The organism is Thermobacillus xylanilyticus, assembly GCF_907165215.1.
Taxonomy (GTDB): domain Bacteria; phylum Bacillota; class Bacilli; order Paenibacillales; family Paenibacillaceae; genus Thermobacillus; species Thermobacillus xylanilyticus.
On record NZ_CAJRAY010000024.1, the window covers coordinates 45521 to 68871 of the forward strand.

A 23351-nucleotide genomic window follows, 5' to 3' on the forward strand; every position below is an offset into this window, starting at 1 on the left:
ACCCCGCAGCCCACCGGCTCGAGGTGCTTCCCAATCACTCTTCTACTCCCTCAACAAGCCGCCCCTCAACCCCCGCTCACCGTCTCCGCCGCCATCTCCTTCGCCGGCACCTTCATCGTATGCACCTTCGCGCCGTCGGCGGCGCGCTTGAACGTGACGGTGATCGGCTTGTCGCCGCCGTTGTAGGCCGCGTAGGTGACGCGGTCGTCCCGGCGGAACACGGCGAACAGCGTCGTGTCGGCGACGATCGACGGGTCGACCCGCCCGAGCGCGTTCAGGTTCGCGATCCAATGGTACGTGTGCGTCCGGCTCTCGCCGTACTCGGGCACGGGCGGCGACGCCTCGAAATCGGCGAGCGCGCCCGAGGGATCGTACAGCGCCCGCAGCATCCCGAGAATGTCCCGCCACTCCTGCGGCGGCCCGCCGTTCAGCGCGGCCATGTCGTCGTAGAACTTCCGCGCGTAGTCCGGATCGTGCCCCCAGTACAGGGAGGCGCCGGTCACCGGCAGCACGTTGATGCCGTAGATCTCTTCGGGGTTCGTCGTCCACCAGGTGCGGAATTCGCCGCCGGCCGAGACGACGATCGGCGCATAGTCCTGTTCATACGCTTCCGGAAAATGCTCGTTCTCCGTATCCAGCCAATAATTTTTCACCGCTTCAACTTCCGTCGTGTACAGATAGATCCCCGTATCCCGGATCGCGCGGTTGCCGGTCGCGTCGCCCCACAGGATCAGCGCAGCCGCCGCCATGAGCGCCTCCGATGACGACTCCTGGTTGTTGCCCGGCGAATACGAATTGATGTCGGTCGCGTTGCCCGACGCCCACGAGTGCCCGGCATACGGGTCGAACGTGCGCAGGAACGGGAACGGCTGATCCTCGCCGCGCTCCCAGTTCGCGTAGTCCCGGATCAGGAGCTCGATCATGCCGCCCATCCGGTCGGACCGCGCCCACTCCGCGTCCTCGTAGGCGAGCATCGCGGCGGCCAGCACCCAATACCCGTAATGAAAATGATGATCGTTCAGCACCAGATCGGCGCCGAATTGCGTCGGGTACAGGTTCAGCGTGCCCCATATCCGGTCGTAGTAGGCGATCCTCGCAGGATCGGCGCCGGTCAACGCCCGCTCCATGTCTTCCCGGATCGTCTGCCGCAGCTGCTCTTCGGTTTCGCTCTCCCCGAGCTGCCGCGCGATCGGGATGAGCTGGGCGAGGCGGTTGTAGTTTTTGCCGTACCAGTAGGTGCCCTCCGCTTCCGGGCTCGGCAGCACTTGCACGCGCTCGTCGGCGAGATACTCCCTGAGCCGCGCCTCGTCCGCCCCCGCCGCGGGCAGGAACGGCAGAATGCCGGGGTACGTCATCACGGTGCGGAACGATTCGCCGGCCAGCACCTTCATGACGCCGCGCGGACTCTCATATCCATACGGGAGAAAATCATCCGCCTGAACCGTCACGTGTTTCCACTGATGCGGATACAGCGCGGTCAGCGTGCCTTTTTCCTTCCCTTCCATCGGCTCCGTGACGAAGCGATAGGTCGTCTCCACGCGGCTCGTCTCCTCGTCATATCGCCAGGAGACGATCGTGTCGGTGATGAAGCTGTAGGCGTAGCGGCGGAACGTCTCGACCGTCTCGGGCCGTGTGTCGGGCAGCAGCGCCAGGCTGACGTATCGGGCGTCCTCGGGCAGCTCGACGGTGAGGCCGCCCGCGTCGCGAATCCAAGACGTGCCCACGGGTGCGAACAAGGCGTAGGCGTGGCCGTTCACGGTGAACACCGCTTCGTGTGCATGCCCGGTTTCTTCAAACGAGGCCTCTCCGTTCAGCGTAACGAACGGATCGGTGCCCTCGAACGTGAAATAGAGGTACGGGCTGCCGTGCGCGGACGTCGCACGGATGGCGGCATTCCCGTCCTTGTTCGGCAGCAGCATGTCGACGTGCCAGTCGCCGAAGCCGTTCAGCAGCCCGTCGTCGACGTCATGGCCGCGGCCGCCCACGGTCAGATCGCGCTCCGAATGTTTGTAGAGCGCATGGAAGCCGCCGGACGATGTCCGGACGGGCGGATAGGCGACATTCAGGCCGTCGGGACCCACACGGATGACAAGCGGGTGGGGGTACATCGCGCCGGAGAACGGTCCCCACGCGAGCGAGCTCCACCAGTCGTTGGTCGGAATCGGCCCCGTGACCCGGTCCGTCTTGTAAACATGCGGCTGCGGCGGCTGATAGCCGGTGCCGTCCAGCGAGGTGCGCACGACGCCTTGACCGATCCGCACCTCCGCCCCTTCTTCCGCTTCGGTCAACTCCGGGAACGGGACGGATGCGGGCTTCCCCGTACATCCGGCCAGCAGCGCGGCGCACAGCGCCAGAACGGTCATGACCGACCTGTTCCGGTTCATCGACAATATCCCCTCTCCCCATCGGCAATCGTTACGACCGTTCACCCGAAGCGGGCGATTCCCACAGCGGCCGGGCGCCGCAGGATTGGCGCACGACGAGCTGCGGCTCCACCATGATGGCGTTCGGCTGGACCTGGTTGTGCATCTGATCGTAGAGCATCATCGCCGCCAGCCGGCCGATCCGCTCCTTGTCCTGGCGGACGGTGGTCAGAGCCGGCGTCACGTAGCGGCAGGCGTTGATGTCGTCGCAGCCGACGAGTGCGATGTCTTCCGGCACGCGGATGCCGCGCTCCCGGAAGGCGCGCAGGGCGCCGAGCGCGAGCAGGTCGGTCGAGGCGAACAGCGCCCGCGGCAGGCTGCCGCCGTCGATCAGCCGCATCGCCGCCGCATATCCCTGCTGCTCCAGGAAACCGTCACTGTACACGAACCAATCTTCATTCAACGGCATGTTGAAATGACCGAGCGCTTCACGGAACGCGTCTTCGCGGATTTTCATCACACCGGTCATGCCGGTGATGCCGAGGTAGCCGATGTCGCGGTAGCCGTTGATGTAGAAATGCTCGATGACCTTGTGCGAAATTTTCACGTTGTCCGACATGATGTACGACGTGTTCGGCCCGTCCAGTTTCAGGTCCACGCCGATGCACGGAATTTCGCTGCGCGCAAGATCATAGATGCTCGGCTCGATCTCGTCGCCCGCGATGATGACACAGCCGTCCACCCGATAATGGCGGCAGCGGGCCAGGTAATCTTCGCCGGAATCATGAAACTTCTCGTTGGAGAACAGCAGCAGGTCGTAGCCGAGGAGGCCGATCTGCTTCTTGAACGCATTCAGCACTTCGATGAAAAAAGGATGGCTGAAGTCCACGTTGAGCTTCCCCGCGAACACGACCGCCACAATCTGCGACTTCTTCAGGGCGTTCAGCTTCGTGGAAGAAGCGGCGCCGGCGGCGGGCTGATAACCGTGCTGTTCCATGATTTTCAGGACGTGCTGTCTCGTCGCTTCGCTGACATCCGGATAGTTGTTGATGATTTTCGAAACGGTCGAGATCGACACGCCGGCCAGTTTGGCGATCGTTTTAATGTTCAATCCAGGCACCTTCTCCATCGTTTTCGGAAATATTCCCCTCCCATCATACCGGTTTTCCGAAATTTTCGTCAAGAGAGCAGGAAAAGTTCCAGAATCCAGTGGTGTTATTGGATGTTTTCGCTTATTTTCGCATCTTTTTTCGGAAAAACCTCTTTACATTTCGAAAATCATCCTCGATAATGATGGTAAAGCGTCCGAAACATTTTCGAAAGCCCGCCGAAAATGGATTCGCCGACGTTCAACCACGCAAACAGTCAGGGAGGTTGCTGAGAAAATGCGAAAATGGTCTGCGATGCTGCTGGCGCTCGTGATGGTCTTCACGCTCGCCGCATGCGGAGGCGGCAGCGGTGACGGGGGAGGCAAAAATAACTCCGGTTCATCGTCATCGCCGTCATCATCTTCCGGAAACGGAGGCGGCGGCTCCGCGGGAGACAAACCGGTGACGCTGCGCGTGCTGCACTGGATCAACGAGCCGGTCAACAAGTTCATGACCGACGTCTTCATTCCGCAATTTGAGCAGAAGTATCCGAATGTGAAGGTCGAGTACACGACGGTGCCTTCCGACGACACCTACGATCAACTGATGCAGACGCGCATCAACGCGAATGATGCCGACATCATGGCCTACCGGAGCGCCTTCGTCGGCGCGCCGCAGGAATGGTCGCCGGGCGCGGCCGACCCGCTGTGGAAGCAATGGGCGGATGCGGGCCTGATCGCCGATCTGACGAACGAATCGTTCCTCTCGCACTACAATCAGACGGACGTCGAGAACGCGGTCATGTACAACGGCAAGGCGTACGGCGTCAACATGGGCAAAGTGTCGTTCACGGGCCTGTACTACAATAAGGAGATTTTCGAGAAGTACAACCTGCAGATCCCGAAGACCTGGGATGAATTCGTGAACCTGCTCGAGACGCTGAAATCGAACGGCGTCACGCCGCTCGGCTTCGCGGGCCGCGACGTCTGGCCGTTCAACCTGGCGGTGCAAGGCCTGCAGGCGACGATCCACGATGACCAGCTCGAATACATCAAAGGCTTGTGGACGGGCGAGACGAAGTTCACCGATCCGGTGGCCATCGAGATTCTCGAGAAAGCGCAGGTGCTCATGAACTACGCGCATGAAGGGTTCATGGGGCTCGACTACGGCACGCTGCCGAGCGTCTTCGCGTCCGGCCAGGTCGCGATGGTTGCGGACGGCACGTGGAACGCGCCGACCTACGCTTCGCTGAACCCGGATCTGAAGTTCGGCTACTTCCCGATTCCGGGCAGCAACGATCCGGCGAAGAACGCCAACCTGGCGGGCAAATACGACATGACCTGGATGGTCGTCGAGAAATCGCCGAACAAGGAATGGGCGCTGAAGTTCCTCGAAGAGATGAGCATTCCGGAGAACTACACCGCCTTCGTCAACGCGGCCGGCTTCCTGCCGAACCAGGACGTCAAGGTCGAAAGCGAATTCATCAATGAAATCATGCCTTATCTCGGCGAATTCAAACTCGCGTGGGACCAGCTGTTCATCAATCGCGAGAACGTCGGCCAATACGCAAGCGCTTCGAGCGTGCACGCCGAATTTCTGAAGCCCGCCGGTCCGATTGCGACCGCGCAGGAGCTGGCCGCGCTGTCGCAGAAAGACTGGGACGCCGCGGCGCCGAAATAACCCAATTGAGCGGGATGTTGGAGTCTTTCGCGGGCTCCAACATCATTTTTCACAAGACATAAGCCGCAGAACGGGTGCCGCCCACCTGGAAGAGGACGGAGCCAGCCGTTTTGCGCGACACCGAGGTGTATGCCATGTATCCATTCGGCAAAGGGATGGCGCGCCATCTGCCGTTCCTGCTGCTCATGATCCCGACCGCGCTCTACGTGCTGTTCGGCTTCGGCCCCTCGTTGGTGACGGTCGTGTTCTCGTTCACCGACGCGACGGGGATTCCCGGCACGGAGTGGCATTTCATCGGGTGGGAGAATTACAGAACGTTCTTCACGGCGTCCAACGCCGATGACCAGATGAAGGCGATCGGACGATCGCTCTACTTCGCCTTCGCGGTCGTCCTCATCCAGAACGCGGTCGCGCTGTTCGTCGCCGTCCTGCTCAACCGGAAGCTGAAGGGCGACGTGTTCTACCGTGCGACGCTGTTCCTGCCCGTCGTGCTCGGCGTGACAGTGTCCGGTCTGATCTGGCAGCTTATGTTCAATCCGATGGGCGGGCCCGTGCAGCGGATTCTGAAAATGTTCGGCACATCCTCGAACTTCTTCGGCAGCTACGAAGTGGCGTTCGATCTTATCATTTTCGTGCAGATCTGGATGTATATGGGCTACTCGATGACAATTTTCCTCGCGGGTCTGCAGTCCATCCCCCGCGATCTGTACGAAGCCGGCTATATTGACGGGGCAAAAGGATGGACGGCGTTCCGCCACATTACGTACCCGATGATCGCGCCCGCGGTGACGGTGAACATGCTGCTGTCCATCATCGGCGCGCTGCAGACGTTCGACATCATCTATGTCCTGACGGGCGGCAAGTTCGAGACGTCGACGCTGGCCTGGAACGTGTTCGCTGCGGCGTTCGGCAGCACATCCGCCGATTACGGCCGGGCTTCGGCCATCGGCATGATCCAGTTCGTCTTCGTGCTGATCTTCGCCGTGACGGCCATGGTGTACTTCCGGAAGAGGGAGGTGGAGCTGTGATGCGAGAGTCTTACGCCGCTACGACATCCCGGTACGGCGTCGTGCTGCTGCTGATGGTGCTGTACCTGTTCCCGCTTTTCTATCTCGTCAACGTTGCGATGAAGACGCAGTTCGAGTACCTCGCCGATCCGGTTGCGCTCGCCAAGTCGATCCGGCTGTCGAACTTCGCGGAAGCATGGAAGCTGGGCAATTTCGCCGACTATTTGTGGAACAGCATTTTCTACACGACGTCGGCAACGGTGCTGACGCTGATCGTCTCGCTCATCGCGGCGTTCCCGATCTCGCGCGGCTATGTGCGGTTCAGCGGGTTCTTCTACACGTTCTTCCTGATCTCGCTGTTCCTCCCGAATCCGCTCGTTCCCCAGTTCGCGCTGATGAACGAGCTGGGGCTCTACAACACCCAGATCGGCTACATTCTGCTCCGGACGTCCGGCACGGGCATCGCGTTCCTGCTCATTGTCGGGTACGTCAAGTCGATCTCCCGGGAGCTGGACGAAGCGGCGGCGATCGACGGATGCGGCTATATCCGGTACCTGTTCACGATCCTGCTGCCGCTGACGAAACCGGTGCTGGCGACGGGGGCGATCCTGACGGCCATCCAGACGTGGAACGACATCATCCTGCCGGTCATCTATCTGTCCGATCCGGGACTGGCGCCGGTGACGAAAGGGCTGTTCGCCTTCCGGGGCCAATACCTGAACAACTGGCCGATGCTCGCCTGCGGCATCATCATTGTCGCGGCGCCGCTCATCCTGCTCTACGCGTTCGTGCAGCGGTACATCGTCGACGGGGCGTTGGCCGGCGCGCTGAAGGCCTGAGACGGCGGGAAGGAAGATGCGGATGGGGCACATTCTGGAGAACGACCATCTGGCGGTCGAGCTGGCGGACCCCGCGGCTTGCGCGGGCGTCCGATTCGACCGGACCGGCTTCATCACGCAGGTACGGCTGAAGCGTGGCGGCCATACGTTCTGCACGCGCGAGCGGCCGGCCCCCGGCGAGGGCACCGGAGGGGCCGGCATCTGCAGCGAATTCGGGCTGTTCACACCGGTCGGGTATAACAGCGCCGCCGCCGGGCAGCCGTTTCCGAAGCTCGGAGTGGGGCTGCTGACGCGGCTGGACGGGGCGGACTATGATTTCAGGGCTGCGTATCCGGCGGATTATTTTTCGATTCGGATGGAAGTTGATGGACAATTTGCGCAATTCATCGTGGAGCCGAAGGAATGCAGGGGTTATGCGGCGAAGTTGGAAAAGAAGATCCGGATCGACGGCGCCTCCCTGATCATCGACTACGCCCTGCACAACGTCGGCACCGAACCGATCGTGACGGAGGAGTACACGCACAATTTCCTGGCGATCGACGGGCACTGCCCGGGGCCCGCGTACCGGCTGACGTTCGCCATGCCGGTACGGCTTGACGCGATGGAGCCGGCGTACACGCCCCGGATCGTCGATGTTGCGGAGCGTGGGCTGCGGCTGCTCTGCGAGCCGGAACGGGACATCTACTGCGCATTCGGGGTTCCGCCCGCCGCGGCGGTCGGATGGGAACTGGTGCATATGCCGACCGGCGTCGGCTTGCGCGAAATCTGCCGGTTCGAAGCGGCCCGGCTCGCCGTATGGGGGGCGCCGCATGTGCTTTCGCCCGAACTGTTCATCGCGCTTCGGGTGATGCCGGGGGAACGGAAGACGTGGCGGCGGGTGTACGAGTTTTTTCGATCCGGAGATGCGGACGGATGATGCGGACATCATGATGAAACGGCGGTGATGGGATGACGGCAGGCGGGAGGACGGTTGGCACGGCGATTGTGACGGGCGCCAGCATGGGCATCGGCCGCGGCATCGCGCTGAAGCTGGCGGCGTGCGGGTATGACGTGTTCATCGCGCACGGGAACGAGCCGGAACTGGCGGAAGCGGTGGCGCGGGAGATCCGCGAGGTCCACGGCCGGCGATGCGGCGTTTTTCAGGGAGATCTGCGGCTGCCGGAGACGGCGGAGGCGCTCTTTGAACGCGCGGTGGAGACGATGGGGCGGATCGACGTGCTCGTCAGCAACGCGGGAATCAGCAGATTCTACAGGCTGCGGGACATGACCGCGGCGGAGATGGATGAGCTGTATGCGCTGAACTACCGCGCGCCGCTGCAGCTGATGGGGCTGGCCGCGCGGCATATGATCCGGGAAAGGATCGCCGGCCGCATCGTGCAGATCAGTTCATCCCGGGCAACGCGGGCGTATCCCGAAGACGCGGTGTACGGCGGCCTGAAGGCGGCCGTCGAGCGGAGCGTCCAGTCGCTGGCGCTGGAACTGGCGCCGTACGGCATCCGCGTCAACTGCGTGGCGCCCGGCGCGATCATGGTGCGGGAGCCGAACCGGTTCTACGAAGCGCTTGGCCCGCGGATTCCGCTCGGGCGGGTCGGCCGGCCGGAGGATGTCGCGGATGCGGTCGCGTTCCTCTGTTCGGAGCAGGCGTCGTATGTGACCGGTATTTCGCTGCGCGTGGACGGCGGACTGATTTTGCCCGGTATGCCGGAGAGTCCGGAGCGGGCGCCCGGCGACCCGTGGGGCAGTATGGAACGAGAAGCGGAGGGATAGCGGTGGGCAATCTGGAGATTCGGGACGTCAAAGTCATTCTGACGGCGCCGGAAGGGATCAATCTCGTCGTCGTCAAGGTGGAGACGAGTGAGCCGGGGCTGTACGGCCTCGGGTGCGCCACGTTTACGCAGCGGTATCTGAGCGTCGCCGAGACGGTCGAGCAATACATGAAACCGTTCCTGATCGGCCGAGATCCGCGGCGGATCGAGGACATCTGGCAGACGGCGATGGTCAGCGCCTACTGGCGCAACGGCCCGGTGCTGAACAACGCGATATCCGGCGTCGACATGGCGCTCTGGGACATCAAGGGCAAGCTGGCCGGCATGCCCGTCTACGAGCTGCTGGGCGGCAAATGCCGCGAGGCGGCCGCCGTCTACCGCCACGCCGACGGCCGGGATCTGAAGGAAGTCGAGGACAATGTCGCCCGGTACCTGGAGGAAGGATACCGGTCCATCCGCTGCCAGTGGGGATTGTACGGCGGACGGCAGGACCGCTTCCATTCGCCGGAAGGGGCGGCGCCCGGCGCGTACTACGATCCCGATGCCTATGCGCGCAGCGTGCCGAAACTGTTCGAGCATATCCGCTCGGTGTTCGGCTATGAGGTGGAGCTGATCCACGACATCCACGAACGGGTCGCGCCGATCGAAGCGATCCGGCTGGCGAAGCAGCTCGAGCCGTACCGGCTGTTCTTCCTGGAAGATCCGCTCGCGCCGGAAGATCTCGACTGGTTCCGCCGGCTCCGCCAGGCGTCGGCGACGCCGATCGCGATGGGCGAGCTGTTCGTCCACCCGCAGGAGTGGATGCCGCTCATCCGGGAGCAGCTGATCGACTTCATCCGCGTCCATGTCAGCGCCATCGGCGGGCTCACGCCGGCGCGCAAGCTGGCCGTGCTGTGCGAATCGTTCGGCGTGCGGACGGCCTGGCACGGGCCGGGGGATGTGTCGCCGGTCGGCCATGCGGCCAACCTGCATCTGGACCTGAGCTCGTGGAACTTCGGCATTCAGGAGTGGTACGGCCCTTCCGACGTCATCCGGGAAGTGTTCCCGGGCTGCCCGGAAGTGCGAGGCGGCTACGCGTACGTGAACGACAAGCCGGGGCTCGGCATCGACATCGACGAGAAGAAGGCCGCGAAATATCCGTGCCGGAACGAGCTGCCCGCCTGGACGCTGGCCCGCAGGCCCGACGGCACGGCGGCGCGGCCATAAATCGGACGGAGATTGTTCAGGAAGTTTCTCGCAAGGCGCATTGTGCGGGCGCAGGTCCTATGCATCACCCGCGGGTTTATCGCACAGTGGTCGGGAGCGTTTTTAGGGTTTTGGGCATGACGGGAAGTGTGAGCCGCTTGGGTAGTCCAAGATTGATTTTGTCGTCGACCCCTGGTAGCGCAAAAAAACCGGGGGATCGACGACATCTACAAAGCGTGAGATATGCTGATTCTTCCAGCAGTGTGTGGTATATTAGAAGAAATTGTGGAATTCAGAGAATGGCATAAATCTGGCTTAGTGATTGATTTTACAAGGTTTTTTGGGGTTTTGATAGTACCTATGAGGAATTGAAACTGGGAATTTTGGATTTCGTCAACGGATCATTCTACTACGTTTTGATAGTACCTATGAGGAATTGAAACCCGAAGCTGCGGAATGTCCGTCCCTTTTGCGATGCAATCGGGTTTTGATAGTACCTATGAGGAATTGAAACCGGATTCGCCCACAACAACTGTGCCGGGCGCTGTGTCAAAGTTTTGATAGTACCTATGAGGAATTGAAACTCTCAGCCGCCATGGTCACGGCGTATCACAGTCGAAATCCTTCAACTCTTAGCAATATCAGCATTACCGCTTCTCCCAATCCGCTGCTGGGGTGGAGAAGCTTTTTTCTCAATCTTCGAACCAACCGCCCTCCCGCGTTGTCTATAATTTGAGGTGAGACCATTGGCCGATGAACATTGGCGGCATCTGGCGGGCCTGGACCCGCATGCCCTGGATCAGCTCATGGCGGAATACGGACAGACGGTGTGGAACTACGCCTTTCTGCTCGTAAAGCACCGCGCCATGGCCGACGATATCACCCAGGACGTGTTCCTCAAGGCTTATCGCCGGTGCGGGGGTATCGAGGCGAGGCATCATCTTGTCCCGGAAAGGCGGCGGACGAGTTTGTATGGAGAGGAGTTGGCTGGCAGCGCGGCGCCCGGGTGACATATACGCCGTCAGAGAATTTAAAGGACACCCAATCGAAAGTGCTCGCCAGTGGGTGGGGCTTCGGCGCGGCGGACGAGAACATCAACGGTTTCATGGGCTTCGTGCTCGATCCGGCCATTACCCGCGTGCGCGTGAGGGACCACCTGGACGGGGTGTATGAAGCGAAGTTGTTCCAGGATGCCGAAGGGGGGAGGATCTGGTTCTGTCCGAAGATCGGGGCGAACCTCCTGAACGGCATAGAAAATAACTGACTGAAGCGCATCGCATCCTGCGCCCGAACGGCCGCCTGTCCGTATCCGAGCAGCCCGGCGATCCGCATTTCGTATCCAGGGACGAGGCGCGGAACCTGGCGGAGCGAAACGGGTTCAAGCTGGAACAGTCTTTCGGGCCTCGCTCCAATTACACGCTGAACTTCCGCAAAACAAACGGGGAATGAGGCCGCGCCGCCTCATTCCCCCGTGCGCTCGTGCTTCTTCCGGTATTCGTTCGGCGACTGGCCGACCATCTTCTTGAACACTTTGCTGAAATATTTCTCGTCCTGATACCCGATGATCTCCGCGATCTGCGCGATGCGAAGATTCGGGCTGAGCAGCAGCTGTTTCGCCTTCTCGATGCGGACCCGCGCGATGTAGTCGGAAATGTTCTCCCCGAACTCCTGCTTGAACCTCCGCGAAATATATTCCCGGCTCAGATAGAACCGATCCGAAATATGCTGCAGCGTCATCTCCTCATGGTAATGCCGCTCAATGTAGTCCGCGATGTCGCTGATGATGTTGCGCTCCCGCTGCGCCAGCTTCGTCAGCATGACGGAAAGGCGGATCAGATCCCGCGCCACCTCGTCCCGCAGGAGCCGGAGCGACAGCCTGCCGCTGTCGTCGAGCGGGAAGATCGGGCTGTCCGCATCCTGCGGCACCAGCGGCGAAGCCGACTCTTCGTCCGGCAGGAACTCGCCGATACAGCGGGACTTGAACACGGTGTATTCGTGGTTCCACAGCTCCATCTGTTCGGCCGTAATGGAGCTGAGCGGCTCGATGGCGGCGATCCACTGGTCGGTGACCGATTCGATCTGGTCTTCCCGGGCGCTGAGCAGGGCGGAGCGGAAATCGGCCTCGAACCGGCTGAACGGCAGCGGCATGAAACGCTGCGGCTGGCCTGCGCCGTAGTGCAGCATGCGCCCGGGCGTCTCGAGCAGATTCCGCTGCCGCAGGGCGGCCAGCGCCTCGCGGTACGAATCTTTCAGCCCGCCGGGAAAAGGCTGCATCGTGCCGATTCCCGCATCCAGGCTGCCGCCCAGCACGAACCGGATGCCCTCGTTGATGCCGCGGATGCGATCCTCGAGCGTCTCCGGCGAATGCCAGCAGACGACGACCAGCTCATGCGGGCTGTTCCAATGGCGGAACGCGTAGCCCGACCTGTCGCGCTGCAGCACTTCGTTCGCGATGTTCGTCAGCGAGAAGAACAGAAGGTCGAGGTGCGAGCCGAACTTGTCGCGGATGAAGCGCGGCAGCGTGTCGATGCTCATGACCGCTGTCCGGCCCGTCTCCGGCTTTGCCGCAACGCGGAATTCCCGCTCGAAATGCTCCGCGAACGATTCGTACTTCCCGGCTTCTTCGATCAGGCCGGAGAACAATTTGTCCCAGTAGGCCGGCTTGATCCGGTTGATCTCGATGGAGCGGATCTGGTTCTGTTTTCGCGCTTCATTTTCTTTGTGCCAGCTCTGCACCGCCTTCGCCAGCGCTTCGTTCAGTTCGCCCTCGTCGATCGGCTTCAGGATGTAGTCCATGCCGCCGTATTTCACCGTGTGGCGGACGAAGTCGAAATCGTCATGGCCGCTGATGACGATCGTCTTCGCCTGGGGCCGATGCCGGTGAATCCACTCCAGCAGCTCGACCCCGCTCATCACGGGCATGCGCATATCGGTAAAAACAATGTCGGGCCGCTCGGCCTCGATGATGCGGATGGCCGACTCGCCTTCCGGCGCTTCGAACACTTCGTCAATCCCGTACCGCTCCCACTCGACCAGCAGACGGATGGCGTCCCGGACATGCTTCTCGTCATCCACGATCAGTGCTTTCATCGAACATGCCCTCCTTCTCGCCGAGCGGAATCGAGATGATGACCTCAAGCCCGCGCGGCGCGCGGTTTTCCAGTCTCATCCGCACCTCGTCGCTGTAGAAAAGCCGAAGCCGGGACAAAATGTTGATGAGCCCGATGCCGCCGTCTCCGCTCACCGGTTCGAACGCGCTCTCCGTCCGGTTCAGAATGGCCTGCAGCTTCTCACGTTCCGCTTCCTCCATGCCGACGCCGTTGTCTGCGACCCGGATTTCGAGGACGGAAGGCTCAACCATCCGGCAGACCACGGTGATTTCCCCGGGGTCGAGCGCCGGCTGAATGCCGTGCTTGAACACATTTTCCACGATCGGCTGCAGAATCATCCGGGGCACCTGGACGGCGCGCGCCGCGTCATCCGTTTCGATCCGGTATTGCAGATTCTCATCGAACCGCTGGCGCTGCAAGGCCAGATACGACTGCACGTAGTCAAGCTCCGCGGACAGCGGAACGCTCGAGTTGTCCGCGCGCATATGGTAGCGCATCATTTTCCCGAGGGAGGAAATGAGCGTGTACACCTTGCGGTCCCCGTGCTGCAGCGCCAGCGTGCCGATCGACTGCAGGGCGTTGTTCATGAAATGCGGGTTGATCTGCGCCTGCAGCGCCTTGAGCTGGTTCGACTTGCTGGCGAGCTCCAGCCGGTATTCGCGCATGATGAGCTGGTTGATCCGCTGTATTAATTGGTAGAAACGTTTGGACAGAATGCCGATCTCGTCGCTCCTGTCGATCGCCAGACCCGCGTCCAGGTTGCCGCTCTCGAGCTTGTTGATGTAGCGCAGGAGCTGCTTGATCGGGTTCGTGAACCGATAGGAGATGATCACGGCGGCGGTCGCGGCGATGATCAGGAATACCGACACGGCCAGGCTGTTGATCAGCGTCAGCTGCCGAGGATCCCGGTACAGCGTCTCATAGGGAATCCGTTTGACGAGCAGCCAATCCAGCCAGGGCGATGACAGGCTCTCGTAAATGTGAATGCCTTCGAACCGCCCGTCTTCATAGTGATAATGGCCCCGATCCGCCGCCTGATCGAGAATGCTCTGCACCCATGCATATCCGTCTTCTTCCGCCGGATCCGCATCGGAAGCGAAGATCAGGTTGCCCTGCCGGTCGAGGATGTACAGCTCCTCGCTGCCCGGGGTGTACAGCATGCTGCTGATCTCCCGGATCATGTCGGTCCGGATGTCGATCGACATGATGCCGAGCACTTCGCCGGTCGGCGCGTTCAGAATCTTGCGGTGGAACGAGAACACTTCCTTTGACAGATGATACGGAAATTTCGGCTTCTCGATGCCGTACTCATGGCTGGCATGCACGGCTTCGATCTGCGCGTCCCGCTCTTCATCCAGATCCGGGATGTACGTCTGCCCCGGGGTGCTGCGCAGCAATTTGTAGGCGTACCGGTACGAGTGGTCCTCCATGGCGGAGTAGAGGTAGATCTGCTCGATTTCCTTGACGGAGTTTGCCATGAACTGCAGGTTCCGGTACATTTCCCGCTCTTCCAGATACGACTGGGTGCCGTTCTGGATGAGCTGGTAAAGGCTGTATTTATCGGACAGGTTGTTGTAGGTGAGCAGGGAGGCTTCGTTGATGCGCTCCAGATAGCCCAGCAGGTTGACGGCCCCTTGATGCATCAGGTTCGTATTTTCCCGGATATAATAGGACTTCACGGATTCTTTCGTGTAGTTGTAGGTGATCAGGATGGAGATCGAGATCGGCAGAACGATGGAGGCCAGGAGAAACGCGATCAGCTTGTTGCGCAGACTGCTTCTGTAAAACGTTTTCATCCCGCTCCCCTCTCGTTCCATCAGAAATCGTATTCAGTATAACAATTCGAAATGCGCCTTGCCACTTGCAAAGATTGACGGCTTCGACATCAAAATATTGCACCTCTTTCATCATGAAAATCCGTGTTCATGCGCATACTTCTTCCTTATACTTTGCTGTACACAATGCCGGATGAGGGAGGAGATTGTATTGCAGCACAGAATGAAGCGGCTCTCCGATGCCGTTCAGCAGCTGGTGTTTGTCGGTCCGGCGCTGTTGTTCTTCTGCCTTATTGTGCTCGTGCCGTTTCTCATGAGCTTCTACTACAGCCTGACGGACTGGAACGGCGTCACGACCCGGGTCGTGTGGGCCGGTCTGAGCAACTTCAAGCGCATTCTGCTTGAAGACAGCGAATTCCGCAACGCGTTCTGGTTTACCGCGCGCTACACGCTGGCCGCCGTCGTGTTCGCCAACGCGGTCGGGTTCACGCTGGCGCTTCTGCTCACCCAGCCGCTCAAGACGCGAAACGTGCTTCGCACCGTTTTCTTTCTGCCGAACGTCATTGCCGGGCTGCTGCTCGGGTTTATCTGGTCGTTCATCTTCGTGAAAGGGTTTGCCGCCATCGGGGAATGGACCGGAATCGGCTTCTTCAAGCTGCCCTGGCTGGGCACGGCGTCCACCGCGTTCTGGGGCATGGTCATCGTGAGCGTCTGGCAGATGGCCGGCTACCTGATGGTCATTTACATCGCAGCGATGATGAACATGCCGCGGGAACTGATCGAGGCGGCGAAAATCGACGGGGCGGGCCGCTGGAAGATGCTGAGGAGCATCATCGTGCCGCTCGTCATGCCCGCGTTCACCGTCTGCCTGTTCCTGACGCTGTCCTGGTCGTTCAAAGTGTTCGACCTGAACCTGTCCCTGACGAAGGGCGGTCCGTTCGGTTCGACCGAATCCGTCGCCCTGAATATCTACAAGGAAGCATTCCAGAATAACAGGTATGGACTGGGCACGGCCAAGTCGCTGATCTTCTTCGTCGTCGTCGCGACGGTGACGACGCTGCAGGTCATCTACACGAAACGGAAGGAGGTTGAGGTATGATGGAGCAGACGCAGAGATACAACGCGCGCCTGCTTGCCATGGAAATCGCGGCGTTGCTGCTGGCGCTGCTGTTCCTCGTTCCGTTCTATTTCGTGGTCGTCAACTCGCTCAAAAGTTTCGGCGACCTGATGCGCAACGCGGCCGGATGGCCCGAAGCCTTCCGCTGGGACAACTACTCGAAAGTATGGGAGATCATGAAGTTCCCGCGGGCGTTCATGAACTCGCTGCTCATCACCGTGCTGAGCAACGCCGGGCTGGTGCTCATCAGCGCGATGGCCGCGTACCGGATTCTGCGGCGTCCGACCGTGTTCAACCGGGTGCTGTTCGTCCTGTTCATTGCCGCCATGGTCATTCCGTTCCAGTCGATCATGATTCCGCTGGTGAAGGTGGCTTCCGAAGTCGGGCTGATGGACAGCCGGTTCGGCCTGATCATCTGCTATTTCGGATTCGGCGTGTCGCTGAACCTGTTCCTGTACCACGGATTCATGAAGTCGATTCCGCTGGAGATCGAGGAAGCCGCGGTTGTGGACGGCTGCACGCCGTACGGGGTGTTCTGGAGGATCGTGTTCCCGCTTCTCAAGCCGATGACGATCACGATCCTGATCCTGAACAGCCTGTGGATCTGGAACGACTTCCTGCTGCCGCTGCTTGTCCTGCACAGCGCGGACATCCGGACGATACCGCTGCAGACCTACTCGTTCTTCGGCCAATATACGAAGCAGTGGGACCTCGCCCTCGCGGGGCTGGTGCTGGGCGTGGCTCCGATGGTCGCGTTCTTCCTCCTGATGCAGAAGCATATCATCGCCGGCATTTCCGCCGGCGCGGTCAAGGGCTAGGACAACAAGTTCCACTTTTTTGTTCAATAAAGTCGGTTAAGCGCCTGAAGTCGTTGTCTTTACAATGGGATTGCATCCAAGCAAAATCAATCATCAGGGAGGTCAACGGTACATGAAAAAAAGAAGTCTCGCGTTGCTGGTGTTCGTACTGATTCTCTCCCTCCTCGTGGCCGCGTGCGGCGGCAAGGGAGGCGGCTCGGACACGGGAAGCAACGCCGGTTCGTCGGACGGAGCAAACGGCGGCGGATCGGGCGAGAAAGTCACCATCAAGATGTTCCAGTTCAAGGTCGAGATTGCCGAGCAGCTCGCCAAGCTGATTGAAGAGTATGAGAAGCTCCATCCGAACATCAACATCGAACTGGAGACGGTCGGCGGCGGCGCGGACTACGGCGCGGCGCTGAAGGCGAAGTTCAATTCCGGCGACAAACCGGACATCTTCAACAACGGCGGCTTCAGCGAACTGGATCTGTGGATCGAGCACCTGGAAGACCTGACGGACGAACCGTGGGTCGCGAACCTGGTGGACGCCGCCAAACCGCCGATGACCAAGGACGGCCGACTGTATGGCATGCCGGTCAACCTGGAAGGCTACGGCTTCATCTACAACAAGGACCTGTTCGCCGAGGCGGGCATCACCGAAACGCCGAAGACGCTGGATGAACTCCGGGCGGCCGCGCAGAAGCTGAAAGACGCGGGCATCACCCCGTTCATCAACGGCTACGCGGAATGGTGGGTACTCGGGAACCACTTCATCAACATCCCGTTCGCCCAGCAGAAGGACCCCGAAGCGTTCATCCAGGGGCTGTACGACGGCACCGAGAAGATTCCGGGCAACGAAGTGTTCAAGCAATGGGCGGATCTGTTCGATCTGACGCTGGAGTTCGGCCAACCGAACCCGCTGCAGACGGACTACAACACGCAAGTTTCCGAATTCGCCATCGGCAAGGCGGCCATGACCCAGCAGGGCAACTGGACGCAGGTGGCGATCTCCCAGACGAACCCGGACATCAACATCGGTTTCCTGCCGATGCCGATCAACAACGACGCGGACGCGATGGACAAATTGCCGGTCGGCGTGCCGAGCAACTGGGTCGTGCACAAGAACTCGCCGGTGAAGGAAGAAGCGAAGGCGTTCCTGAACTGGATGGTGACGTCCGAAATCGGCCAGCGCTACATCACGGAAGAGTTCAAATTCATCCCGGCATTCACGAACATCCAGGCGGACGAATCGGTGCTGGGGCAGCTGGCGGCGGACATCATCCGCTACAGCCAGGAAGGCAAGACGCTGACCTGGAACTGGTTCAAGTTCCCGGGCGGCGAAGCGTCCAGCAACAAGTTCGCGGACGTCATGCAAGCGTACATCGGCGGACAAATCAACAAAGATCAAATGTTCGAGCGTCTGCAGCAAGCATGGGATGAAATGAGCAAATAATCCCGCGACAAACAACAGTCGCCGATCTCCGGCCATAAATGGACCGAAGATCGGCGGCTTTGTCGTCTCTCACGGCAACCGGTATCCGCACCGTTCGGCCAGTCCCCCCAGCCAGCCGGGCACGAGCCGCTGCAGCCAGACCGGCGGGGTTCACAGAAAGGTCGCACATCCGAATCCCCGAGCCCGAAATCGAAGCGCGGGATGAGATGAGCCGGACCGAGACAGTAGACGGAAGGAATGAGAGCATGAAGAGAAGGAAGAGGAAGAGAACGTTCATCATCCTGGGCGCGATTCTCGCCGTGGTGCTGTTGGTCGCCGGCTCTTATTTTTATACGAACATGACCTATATGGAGAAGCCGCTGAAGGCGATGCGCCATGCGGGCTTCACGGAGAAACAGGTAACGCTGGACGACGGCACGGTGATCAATTACGGGGAAGGACCGGCGAACGGCAATCCGCCGCTGCTCCTGATCCACGGCCAGGGAATGACATGGGAAGATTACGCCAAGACGCTGCCGGCGTTGTCCGAACGGTTTCATGTGTTCGCCGTTGACTGCCACGGGCACGGGGAATCCGAATGGAACCCGGAGAAATATTCGGCCAAGGCCATGGCCGCCGACTTCGTCGAGTTCATCGAGACCGTGATCGGCGGCAAAGTGATGCTCTCCGGCCATTCGTCAGGCGGCATGGTGGCGGCGTATATCGCCGCGCATTATCCCGAACATGTCACCGGCCTTGTGATCGAGGACTCGCCGTTCTTCGCCACGGAACCGGGCCGGAGGGAGTCGACTTACGTCTGGGTATACGGCTTCCAGCAATATGAGAACTTCAAACAGCAGAACGAGATCGAGGACTATTTCGAGTATGCCTTGAAGCACAGCTACTGGCGGAAAATGTTCGGTGACTTCCTGTGGGATCGGTTCACGAAAGACGCGGTCGCCTACCGCAAGAAGCATCCGGACAAGCCGGTGCACCTGTTCTATCTGCCGCCGCAGATCAACCGGATGTTCGAATCGATGACCTATCCGTATGATCACAGGTTCGGCGAGACGTTCTACGACAACAGCTGGTTCGAGGACTACAACCAGTCCGCGGTGCTGGCGAAGATCGAATGCCCGACCTTGTTCGTGAAGGCAAACACCAACTACGACGGCGATCTGCTGCTCGCGGCGCTGACGGACGAGGACGCCGAGCGCGTCGTGGAGCTGCTGCCGAACGGCAGGCTCGTGAAGGTGGATACCCCCGGCCATGACATCCATTATGACAAGCCGAAGGCGTTCGTCGACCTCTTGGCCGGTTTTCTGGATGAAGTGACAGGCTGACAGGCGGGTATCAAGCTGATGGAATCGGGATATTGTGGTAATATCCATAGAGAAGATATGTGATCGGAGTGCGTATGCCGGGGATGTGAAGAATCGGTACGGCGAGGAGGTCGAAGCGGTGCACAGGGGGCATGTCGGTCATGACGGGATATTGGGCAAGAAACTGGAGCAGTTATCAAATGGCGTAAATCGGCTGAGGGAAGCGCTTCTGGCGGAAGGTCTCCCCGAAGATATGAAGCGGGATGCCGTAATCCAGCGATTTGAATTCTGCTTCGAATCGGCCTGGAAAACGCTGAAAGCCTGGCTGCGGGATGAAGGGATCGAGACCGCATCGCCCAAGTCAGCGCTCCGGGAGGCTTACAAACTGGGGTGGCTGGGCCAGGACCCTGATCCGTGGTATCAAATGTTGACGGACCGCAATCTGACCAGTCATGTCTATAATGAAGAAATGGCTGCTGCCATCTATGCCAACATCCGGTCGTGCTACGCGAATTTGCTTGCCGAACTGGTTGACCGGTTAGGGGAGAATTTTGATGATGCCTGAACGGATCCTCGCCCGTCTGCAAGCCTTGTGCAGCGATACCCCGGCACTTGAGAGGCTGGTACTGTTCGGCTCGAGGGCAAAAGGCACCCACAAATACAATTCCGACATCGACCTCGCCGCGTATTGGAACGGGAAGCCGCCCGCCGACTTCCACTCCCGTGTGGACGATGCGGTGGAGTTGTATTCGTTCGATCTGGTGGATGCGAACGCGGTGGCGAACCCGCTGCTGCGAGAAGAAATCGAGAAATACGGCGTGGTGCTGTACGAGAAGGAACGGCAGGAAGAATAGGAAAGACCCGCGCGTTGCGGAGCGCGGGTCTTTCGCGTGCTCAGGACGGCTGTTGCGCGGCTTGGCGGGATTCGGCCGCAAGCCCGGCGGCCGTCGCCAGATAGATGGCGGTGAGGACGAAGGGCAGAACCGAAAACGCCAGTTGATCGAAAATGTAGCCCAGGAAGAACGATGCGGTCGCCATCGAGAGCGTGAGGAACAGGTACGTTCTGCTCCTGTAGATCCATATGTATGGCAGGAAATGCGATCCCGCCAGCAACCCGATGGCGAAGGGGATCAGCTCGAAATGCTCAATATAAATGACGATCCACAAGGGCAGGAAGAAGGCTTGGATGCCGCCGACGATACCGCTCAGCGCGCCCAGCGGATTTCGCGACATCAGGTCGGCTTTGAGCAGCCGGCCGAGCAGGAGCCCGAGCGGAAAAATGCTCCCGACCCCGAGCAGATAGCACAGGGCGAGCGTCTTGCCTTCGATGATGAGGCCGAGGACTCCCATCGCCAGCCAATACAGCGCGCCCGCGATGAAGACGGGGTAGCCGCCCCGGGCGACGCGGATCAGGTCGTCCTTGAGTTCGTCCAGCGTCATTTTCTGATAGTCCACGAGATGTCTCTCCTTTGCGGGAAGCCGCCTGTTTCGAAAGCGTTTCCAATATGAGTTGAAGAAAGCCGGCTTTTTGTGTTGCGCTGCCGCACAGCATAGATCGTAGCACAACGGCGAGGCGTTTTCCAGCGGGAGCTTGGGAAGGAAGCGCGGGTGGAAGCGAAGGACCGAAAGCGGCGGAAGAACCAAGTTTCGTTGCGGCGAGGCGCATGGGCCTCTTGCGGACCGCGAATGCGCGCATTTGCGGTGCGTCACCGCAGACCGCCGTAAAACCGAACGTTCGTAAATTTGAAACATTAAATGTTCGCCTTTTTAATTGACATCCGCCGGAGTCGTTGTTACACTGTAAGAGGCTGAACATTTTTTAAATTGCATAGATCAATGCTCGTATAAGTCCGGGGATATGGCCCGGACGTCTCTACCCGGGAACCGTAAATTCCCGGACTACGAGCCAGCGGTAACAGTGAAGCGGGTTGCCCCGGACGGGGCAGCCTTGTGCTGTCTTGTCCGGATTCTGCTGCGCGCGGATTCATGGCGCGCAGGGGGCGGCGATTGCCGGCAAGGCCTGCTTCCCGCTGCATCCGCAGGCTCGTTGTCCGTCGACGTAGAAGCTCCTGGCTGGAGACGCGACGGATTTTTTCATGCCGGCGGCATCGTCGGGAACACTGAAATGGGATGAACAGACGGCGGCATCATGGATGCCGGCTGTCAGAAGCAATCGCTCAATAAGGCAGAAAGAAGGTACCTCATGGCACTGGTAGGCGTCATCATGGGCAGCAAGTCGGACTGGGAGACGATGAAGCTTGCTTGCGACATGCTCGAAGAGCTGGGCGTCCCGTACGAGAAGCGGGTCGTCTCGGCGCACCGCACGCCGGATCTGATGTTCGAATACGCCGAGACGGCGGCGGCGCGCGGCCTGAAAGTCATCATCGCCGGCGCGGGAGGCGCCGCGCATCTGCCCGGCATGGTCGCCGCGAAGACGACCCTGCCGGTCATTGGCGTGCCCGTCAAGTCTTCGAACTTGAACGGGCTCGACTCGCTGCTGTCGATCGTGCAGATGCCGGCCGGCGTCCCGGTTGCGACGGTCGCGATCGGAAATAGCGGCGCGGCGAATGCCGGCCTGCTCGCGGCGCAAATCCTCGCCGCTTTCGATCCGGAGCTGCAGCAGCGCATCGCGGAGCGGCGGAAGCGGATCGAGCGCGAAGTGCTCGAGAGCAGTGAGACGCTATGAGCGGTGACGCGATGACCTCCAACGTCCGCACGGAGCCGCGCACGATTCTGCCGGGCGCGACGATCGGCGTGCTCGGCGGCGGCCAGCTCGGCCGCATGATGGCGCTCGCCGGCAGCGCGATGGGCTACCGGTTCGTCGCGCTTGACCCGACGCCGGACGCGCCGTGCGGCCAGGTCGCCGGCCAGATCGTCGCCGCTTACGACGATGTCAAGGCCGCCCGCGAGCTGGCGAGCCGCGCCGACGTCATTACATACGAGTTCGAGAACGTCGACGCCGGCGTCGCCGCCATGCTGATGGCGGAATCGTATGTGCCGCAGGGCAGCAGGCTGCTCTACACGACGCAGCACCGGCTGCGCGAGAAGCGCGCGATCGAAGCGGCGGGTGTGCGCGTCGCGCCTTACGCCGAGATCCGCAGCCTTGGGGAACTGCGGGAGGCCGCCGCAAGCTTCGGCTTCCCCTGCGTGCTGAAGACGGCGACCGGCGGCTACGACGGCAAGGGCCAATGGGTCATCCGCGGCGAAGCGGAGATCGAACCGGCCTGGGACGCCCTGAGCAAGGCGCGGACCGAACTCGTATTGGAGCAATTCATTCGCTTCGACAAGGAACTGTCCGTCATCGCGGCCCGCAGCCCGCGGGGCGAGATCCGGACGTTCCCCGCGGCGGAGAACGTCCACGTCGAGAACATCCTGCACCTGTCGATCGTGCCCGCCCGCGTGCCGGAAGCGGTGCAGCGGGAAGCGGAGCAGCTGGCGGTGCGGATCGCGGAAGGCCTGGATGTCATCGGCCTGATCGCCGTCGAGATGTTCTGGTCGGCCGAGCACGGCCTGTACGTGAACGAACTGGCGCCCCGCCCTCACAACAGCGGTCACTACACGATGGACGCCTGCCGCACGTCGCAGTTCGAGCAGCACGTCCGGGCGATCTGCAACCTGCCGCTCGGCGATCCGGCGCTGCTGACGCCGGTCGTCATGGTGAACGTGCTCGGCAAGCATCTGGAGCCGGTCGTCGCCCGGCTCTCGCAGCCCGACGAAGCGGCGGCGAAACGGAATGTCAAACCGTCCCTCCATCTGTACGGCAAGCGCGAAGCCGCACCCAAGCGCAAGATGGGCCACGTGAACGTCCTCGCCTCCTCGGTGGATGACGCGCTCGCGTGGATCGACGATACGAATATCTGGAAGGTGTGA

General features: G+C 60.8%; 21 protein-coding genes and 1 riboswitch. Of the genes, 16 read left to right on the forward strand and 5 right to left on the reverse strand.

Annotated elements, in window-relative coordinates; genetic code table 11:
* Positions 1–65 precede the first annotated feature (65 nt).
* Together KJQ12_RS05200 and KJQ12_RS05205 are read right to left on the reverse strand one after the other, a co-directional pair.
* Positions 66–2384: a glycosyl hydrolase gene (locus KJQ12_RS05200; protein WP_213483767.1), complete on the reverse strand. Its 2319-nt coding sequence runs from the start codon at positions 2382–2384 to the stop codon at positions 66–68.
* Positions 2385–2415: 31 nt separating this feature from the next.
* Positions 2416–3474, reverse strand: a complete 1059-nt coding sequence (locus tag KJQ12_RS05205) for a LacI family DNA-binding transcriptional regulator (RefSeq protein ID WP_213483768.1) — start codon at positions 3472–3474, stop codon at positions 2416–2418.
* Between the two features lie 274 nt (positions 3475–3748).
* On the opposite strand from KJQ12_RS05205, the gene KJQ12_RS05210 reads away from it, so the two are divergent.
* From KJQ12_RS05210 to KJQ12_RS05245, 8 genes are all read left to right on the forward strand, one after another.
* Entirely contained in the window at positions 3749–5131 is a 1383-nt protein-coding gene (locus KJQ12_RS05210) for an ABC transporter substrate-binding protein (RefSeq protein WP_244860436.1), read from the forward strand.
* Positions 5132–5265: 134 nt separating this feature from the next.
* Positions 5266–6159, forward strand: coding sequence for a carbohydrate ABC transporter permease (locus tag KJQ12_RS05215; protein WP_213483838.1), 894 nt, complete (start codon positions 5266–5268; stop codon positions 6157–6159).
* Positions 6159–6977, forward strand: a complete 819-nt coding sequence (locus KJQ12_RS05220; RefSeq protein WP_213483769.1) for a carbohydrate ABC transporter permease — start codon at positions 6159–6161, stop codon at positions 6975–6977. Before KJQ12_RS05215 ends, KJQ12_RS05220 begins: the two co-directional genes overlap by 1 nt.
* 22 nt (positions 6978–6999) lie before the next feature.
* Positions 7000–7893, forward strand: a complete 894-nt coding sequence (locus KJQ12_RS05225) for a hypothetical protein (protein WP_213483770.1) — start codon at positions 7000–7002, stop codon at positions 7891–7893.
* Positions 7894–7925: 32 nt separating this feature from the next.
* Positions 7926–8744: an SDR family NAD(P)-dependent oxidoreductase gene (locus tag KJQ12_RS05230; RefSeq protein WP_213483771.1), complete on the forward strand. Its 819-nt coding sequence runs from the start codon at positions 7926–7928 to the stop codon at positions 8742–8744.
* 2 nt (positions 8745–8746) lie between these two features.
* Complete coding sequence (locus tag KJQ12_RS05235) at positions 8747–9949, forward strand: enolase C-terminal domain-like protein (protein ID WP_213483772.1); 1203 nt, start codon at positions 8747–8749, stop codon at positions 9947–9949.
* 725 nt (positions 9950–10674) lie between these two features.
* Entirely contained in the window at positions 10675–10938 is a 264-nt protein-coding gene (locus KJQ12_RS05240) for an RNA polymerase sigma factor (RefSeq protein WP_244860438.1), read from the forward strand.
* 41 nt (positions 10939–10979) lie between these two features.
* Positions 10980–11192: a hypothetical protein gene (locus KJQ12_RS05245; RefSeq protein WP_213483773.1), complete on the forward strand. Its 213-nt coding sequence runs from the start codon at positions 10980–10982 to the stop codon at positions 11190–11192.
* Between the two features lie 197 nt (positions 11193–11389).
* Here the strand turns inward: KJQ12_RS05245 and KJQ12_RS05250 are convergent, their stop codons facing one another.
* Positions 11390–13018 carry a response regulator gene (locus tag KJQ12_RS05250; RefSeq protein ID WP_213483774.1) on the reverse strand — a complete coding sequence of 543 codons (1629 nt, stop codon included), beginning with the start codon at positions 13016–13018 and terminating at the stop codon, positions 11390–11392.
* Entirely contained in the window at positions 12996–14834 is a 1839-nt protein-coding gene (locus KJQ12_RS05255) for a cache domain-containing sensor histidine kinase (RefSeq protein WP_213483775.1), read from the reverse strand. Before KJQ12_RS05255 ends, KJQ12_RS05250 begins: the two co-directional genes overlap by 23 nt.
* A gap of 202 nt (positions 14835–15036) precedes the next feature.
* Between KJQ12_RS05255 and KJQ12_RS05260 the strand changes: the two genes are divergently transcribed.
* From KJQ12_RS05260 to KJQ12_RS05285, 6 genes are all read left to right on the forward strand, one after another.
* On the forward strand, positions 15037–15912 hold the full coding sequence (locus tag KJQ12_RS05260; RefSeq protein ID WP_213483840.1) for a carbohydrate ABC transporter permease: 876 nt from the start codon (positions 15037–15039) through the stop codon (positions 15910–15912).
* Complete coding sequence (locus KJQ12_RS05265; RefSeq protein WP_213483841.1) at positions 15912–16748, forward strand: carbohydrate ABC transporter permease; 837 nt, start codon at positions 15912–15914, stop codon at positions 16746–16748. The genes KJQ12_RS05260 and KJQ12_RS05265 overlap by 1 nt, the downstream gene beginning before the upstream one ends.
* 112 nt (positions 16749–16860) lie before the next feature.
* Positions 16861–18180: an ABC transporter substrate-binding protein gene (locus KJQ12_RS05270; protein WP_015255902.1), complete on the forward strand. Its 1320-nt coding sequence runs from the start codon at positions 16861–16863 to the stop codon at positions 18178–18180.
* Positions 18181–18425: 245 nt separating this feature from the next.
* Positions 18426–19502, forward strand: coding sequence for an alpha/beta fold hydrolase (locus KJQ12_RS05275; RefSeq protein ID WP_213483776.1), 1077 nt, complete (start codon positions 18426–18428; stop codon positions 19500–19502).
* 118 nt (positions 19503–19620) lie between these two features.
* A complete protein-coding gene (locus KJQ12_RS05280) occupies positions 19621–20046 on the forward strand; it encodes an HI0074 family nucleotidyltransferase substrate-binding subunit (RefSeq protein WP_244860440.1) in 426 nt (141 codons plus the stop codon).
* Complete coding sequence (locus KJQ12_RS05285) at positions 20039–20335, forward strand: nucleotidyltransferase domain-containing protein (protein WP_015255900.1); 297 nt, start codon at positions 20039–20041, stop codon at positions 20333–20335. Before KJQ12_RS05280 ends, KJQ12_RS05285 begins: the two co-directional genes overlap by 8 nt.
* A 40-nt stretch (positions 20336–20375) precedes the next feature.
* Here the strand turns inward: KJQ12_RS05285 and KJQ12_RS05290 are convergent, their stop codons facing one another.
* The gene (locus KJQ12_RS05290) at positions 20376–20936 is read right to left on the reverse strand and encodes a DUF7010 family protein (protein ID WP_213483777.1); all 561 of its coding nucleotides are present in this window, start codon (positions 20934–20936) and stop codon (positions 20376–20378) included.
* 365 nt (positions 20937–21301) lie between these two features.
* A riboswitch (purine riboswitch) is annotated at positions 21302–21403 on the forward strand.
* 281 nt (positions 21404–21684) lie between these two features.
* Between KJQ12_RS05290 and purE the strand changes: the two genes are divergently transcribed.
* Both purE and purK read left to right on the forward strand, forming a co-directional pair.
* Entirely contained in the window at positions 21685–22167 is a 483-nt protein-coding gene (purE, locus tag KJQ12_RS05295; RefSeq protein ID WP_015255898.1) for a 5-(carboxyamino)imidazole ribonucleotide mutase, read from the forward strand.
* On the forward strand, positions 22164–23351 hold the full coding sequence (gene purK, locus KJQ12_RS05300) for a 5-(carboxyamino)imidazole ribonucleotide synthase (RefSeq protein ID WP_213483778.1): 1188 nt from the start codon (positions 22164–22166) through the stop codon (positions 23349–23351). The genes purE and purK overlap by 4 nt, the downstream gene beginning before the upstream one ends.

Excerpts from the sequence above, each read along its gene's own strand:
- KJQ12_RS05230 (WP_213483771.1), top strand. The coding sequence starts at position 7,926 with ATGACGGCAGGCGGGAGGACGGTTGGCACGGCGATTGTGACGGGCGCC.
- KJQ12_RS05275 (WP_213483776.1), top strand. The coding sequence starts at position 18,426 with ATGAAGAGAAGGAAGAGGAAGAGAACGTTCATCATCCTGGGCGCGATT.
- purE (WP_015255898.1), top strand. The coding sequence starts at position 21,685 with ATGGCACTGGTAGGCGTCATCATGGGCAGCAAGTCGGACTGGGAGACG.
- KJQ12_RS05220 (WP_213483769.1), top strand. The coding sequence starts at position 6,159 with ATGCGAGAGTCTTACGCCGCTACGACATCCCGGTACGGCGTCGTGCTG.
- KJQ12_RS05225 (WP_213483770.1), top strand. The coding sequence starts at position 7,000 with ATGGGGCACATTCTGGAGAACGACCATCTGGCGGTCGAGCTGGCGGAC.
- KJQ12_RS05200 (WP_213483767.1), bottom strand. The coding sequence starts at position 2,384 with ATGAACCGGAACAGGTCGGTCATGACCGTTCTGGCGCTGTGCGCCGCG.
- KJQ12_RS05285 (WP_015255900.1), top strand. The coding sequence starts at position 20,039 with ATGCCTGAACGGATCCTCGCCCGTCTGCAAGCCTTGTGCAGCGATACC.
- KJQ12_RS05250 (WP_213483774.1), bottom strand. The coding sequence starts at position 13,018 with ATGAAAGCACTGATCGTGGATGACGAGAAGCATGTCCGGGACGCCATC.
- KJQ12_RS05210 (WP_244860436.1), top strand. The coding sequence starts at position 3,749 with ATGCGAAAATGGTCTGCGATGCTGCTGGCGCTCGTGATGGTCTTCACG.
- KJQ12_RS05265 (WP_213483841.1), top strand. The coding sequence starts at position 15,912 with ATGGAGCAGACGCAGAGATACAACGCGCGCCTGCTTGCCATGGAAATC.
- KJQ12_RS05215 (WP_213483838.1), top strand. The coding sequence starts at position 5,266 with ATGTATCCATTCGGCAAAGGGATGGCGCGCCATCTGCCGTTCCTGCTG.
- KJQ12_RS05270 (WP_015255902.1), top strand. The coding sequence starts at position 16,861 with ATGAAAAAAAGAAGTCTCGCGTTGCTGGTGTTCGTACTGATTCTCTCC.
- purK (WP_213483778.1), top strand. The coding sequence starts at position 22,164 with ATGAGCGGTGACGCGATGACCTCCAACGTCCGCACGGAGCCGCGCACG.
- KJQ12_RS05255 (WP_213483775.1), bottom strand. The coding sequence starts at position 14,834 with ATGAAAACGTTTTACAGAAGCAGTCTGCGCAACAAGCTGATCGCGTTT.
- KJQ12_RS05260 (WP_213483840.1), top strand. The coding sequence starts at position 15,037 with ATGAAGCGGCTCTCCGATGCCGTTCAGCAGCTGGTGTTTGTCGGTCCG.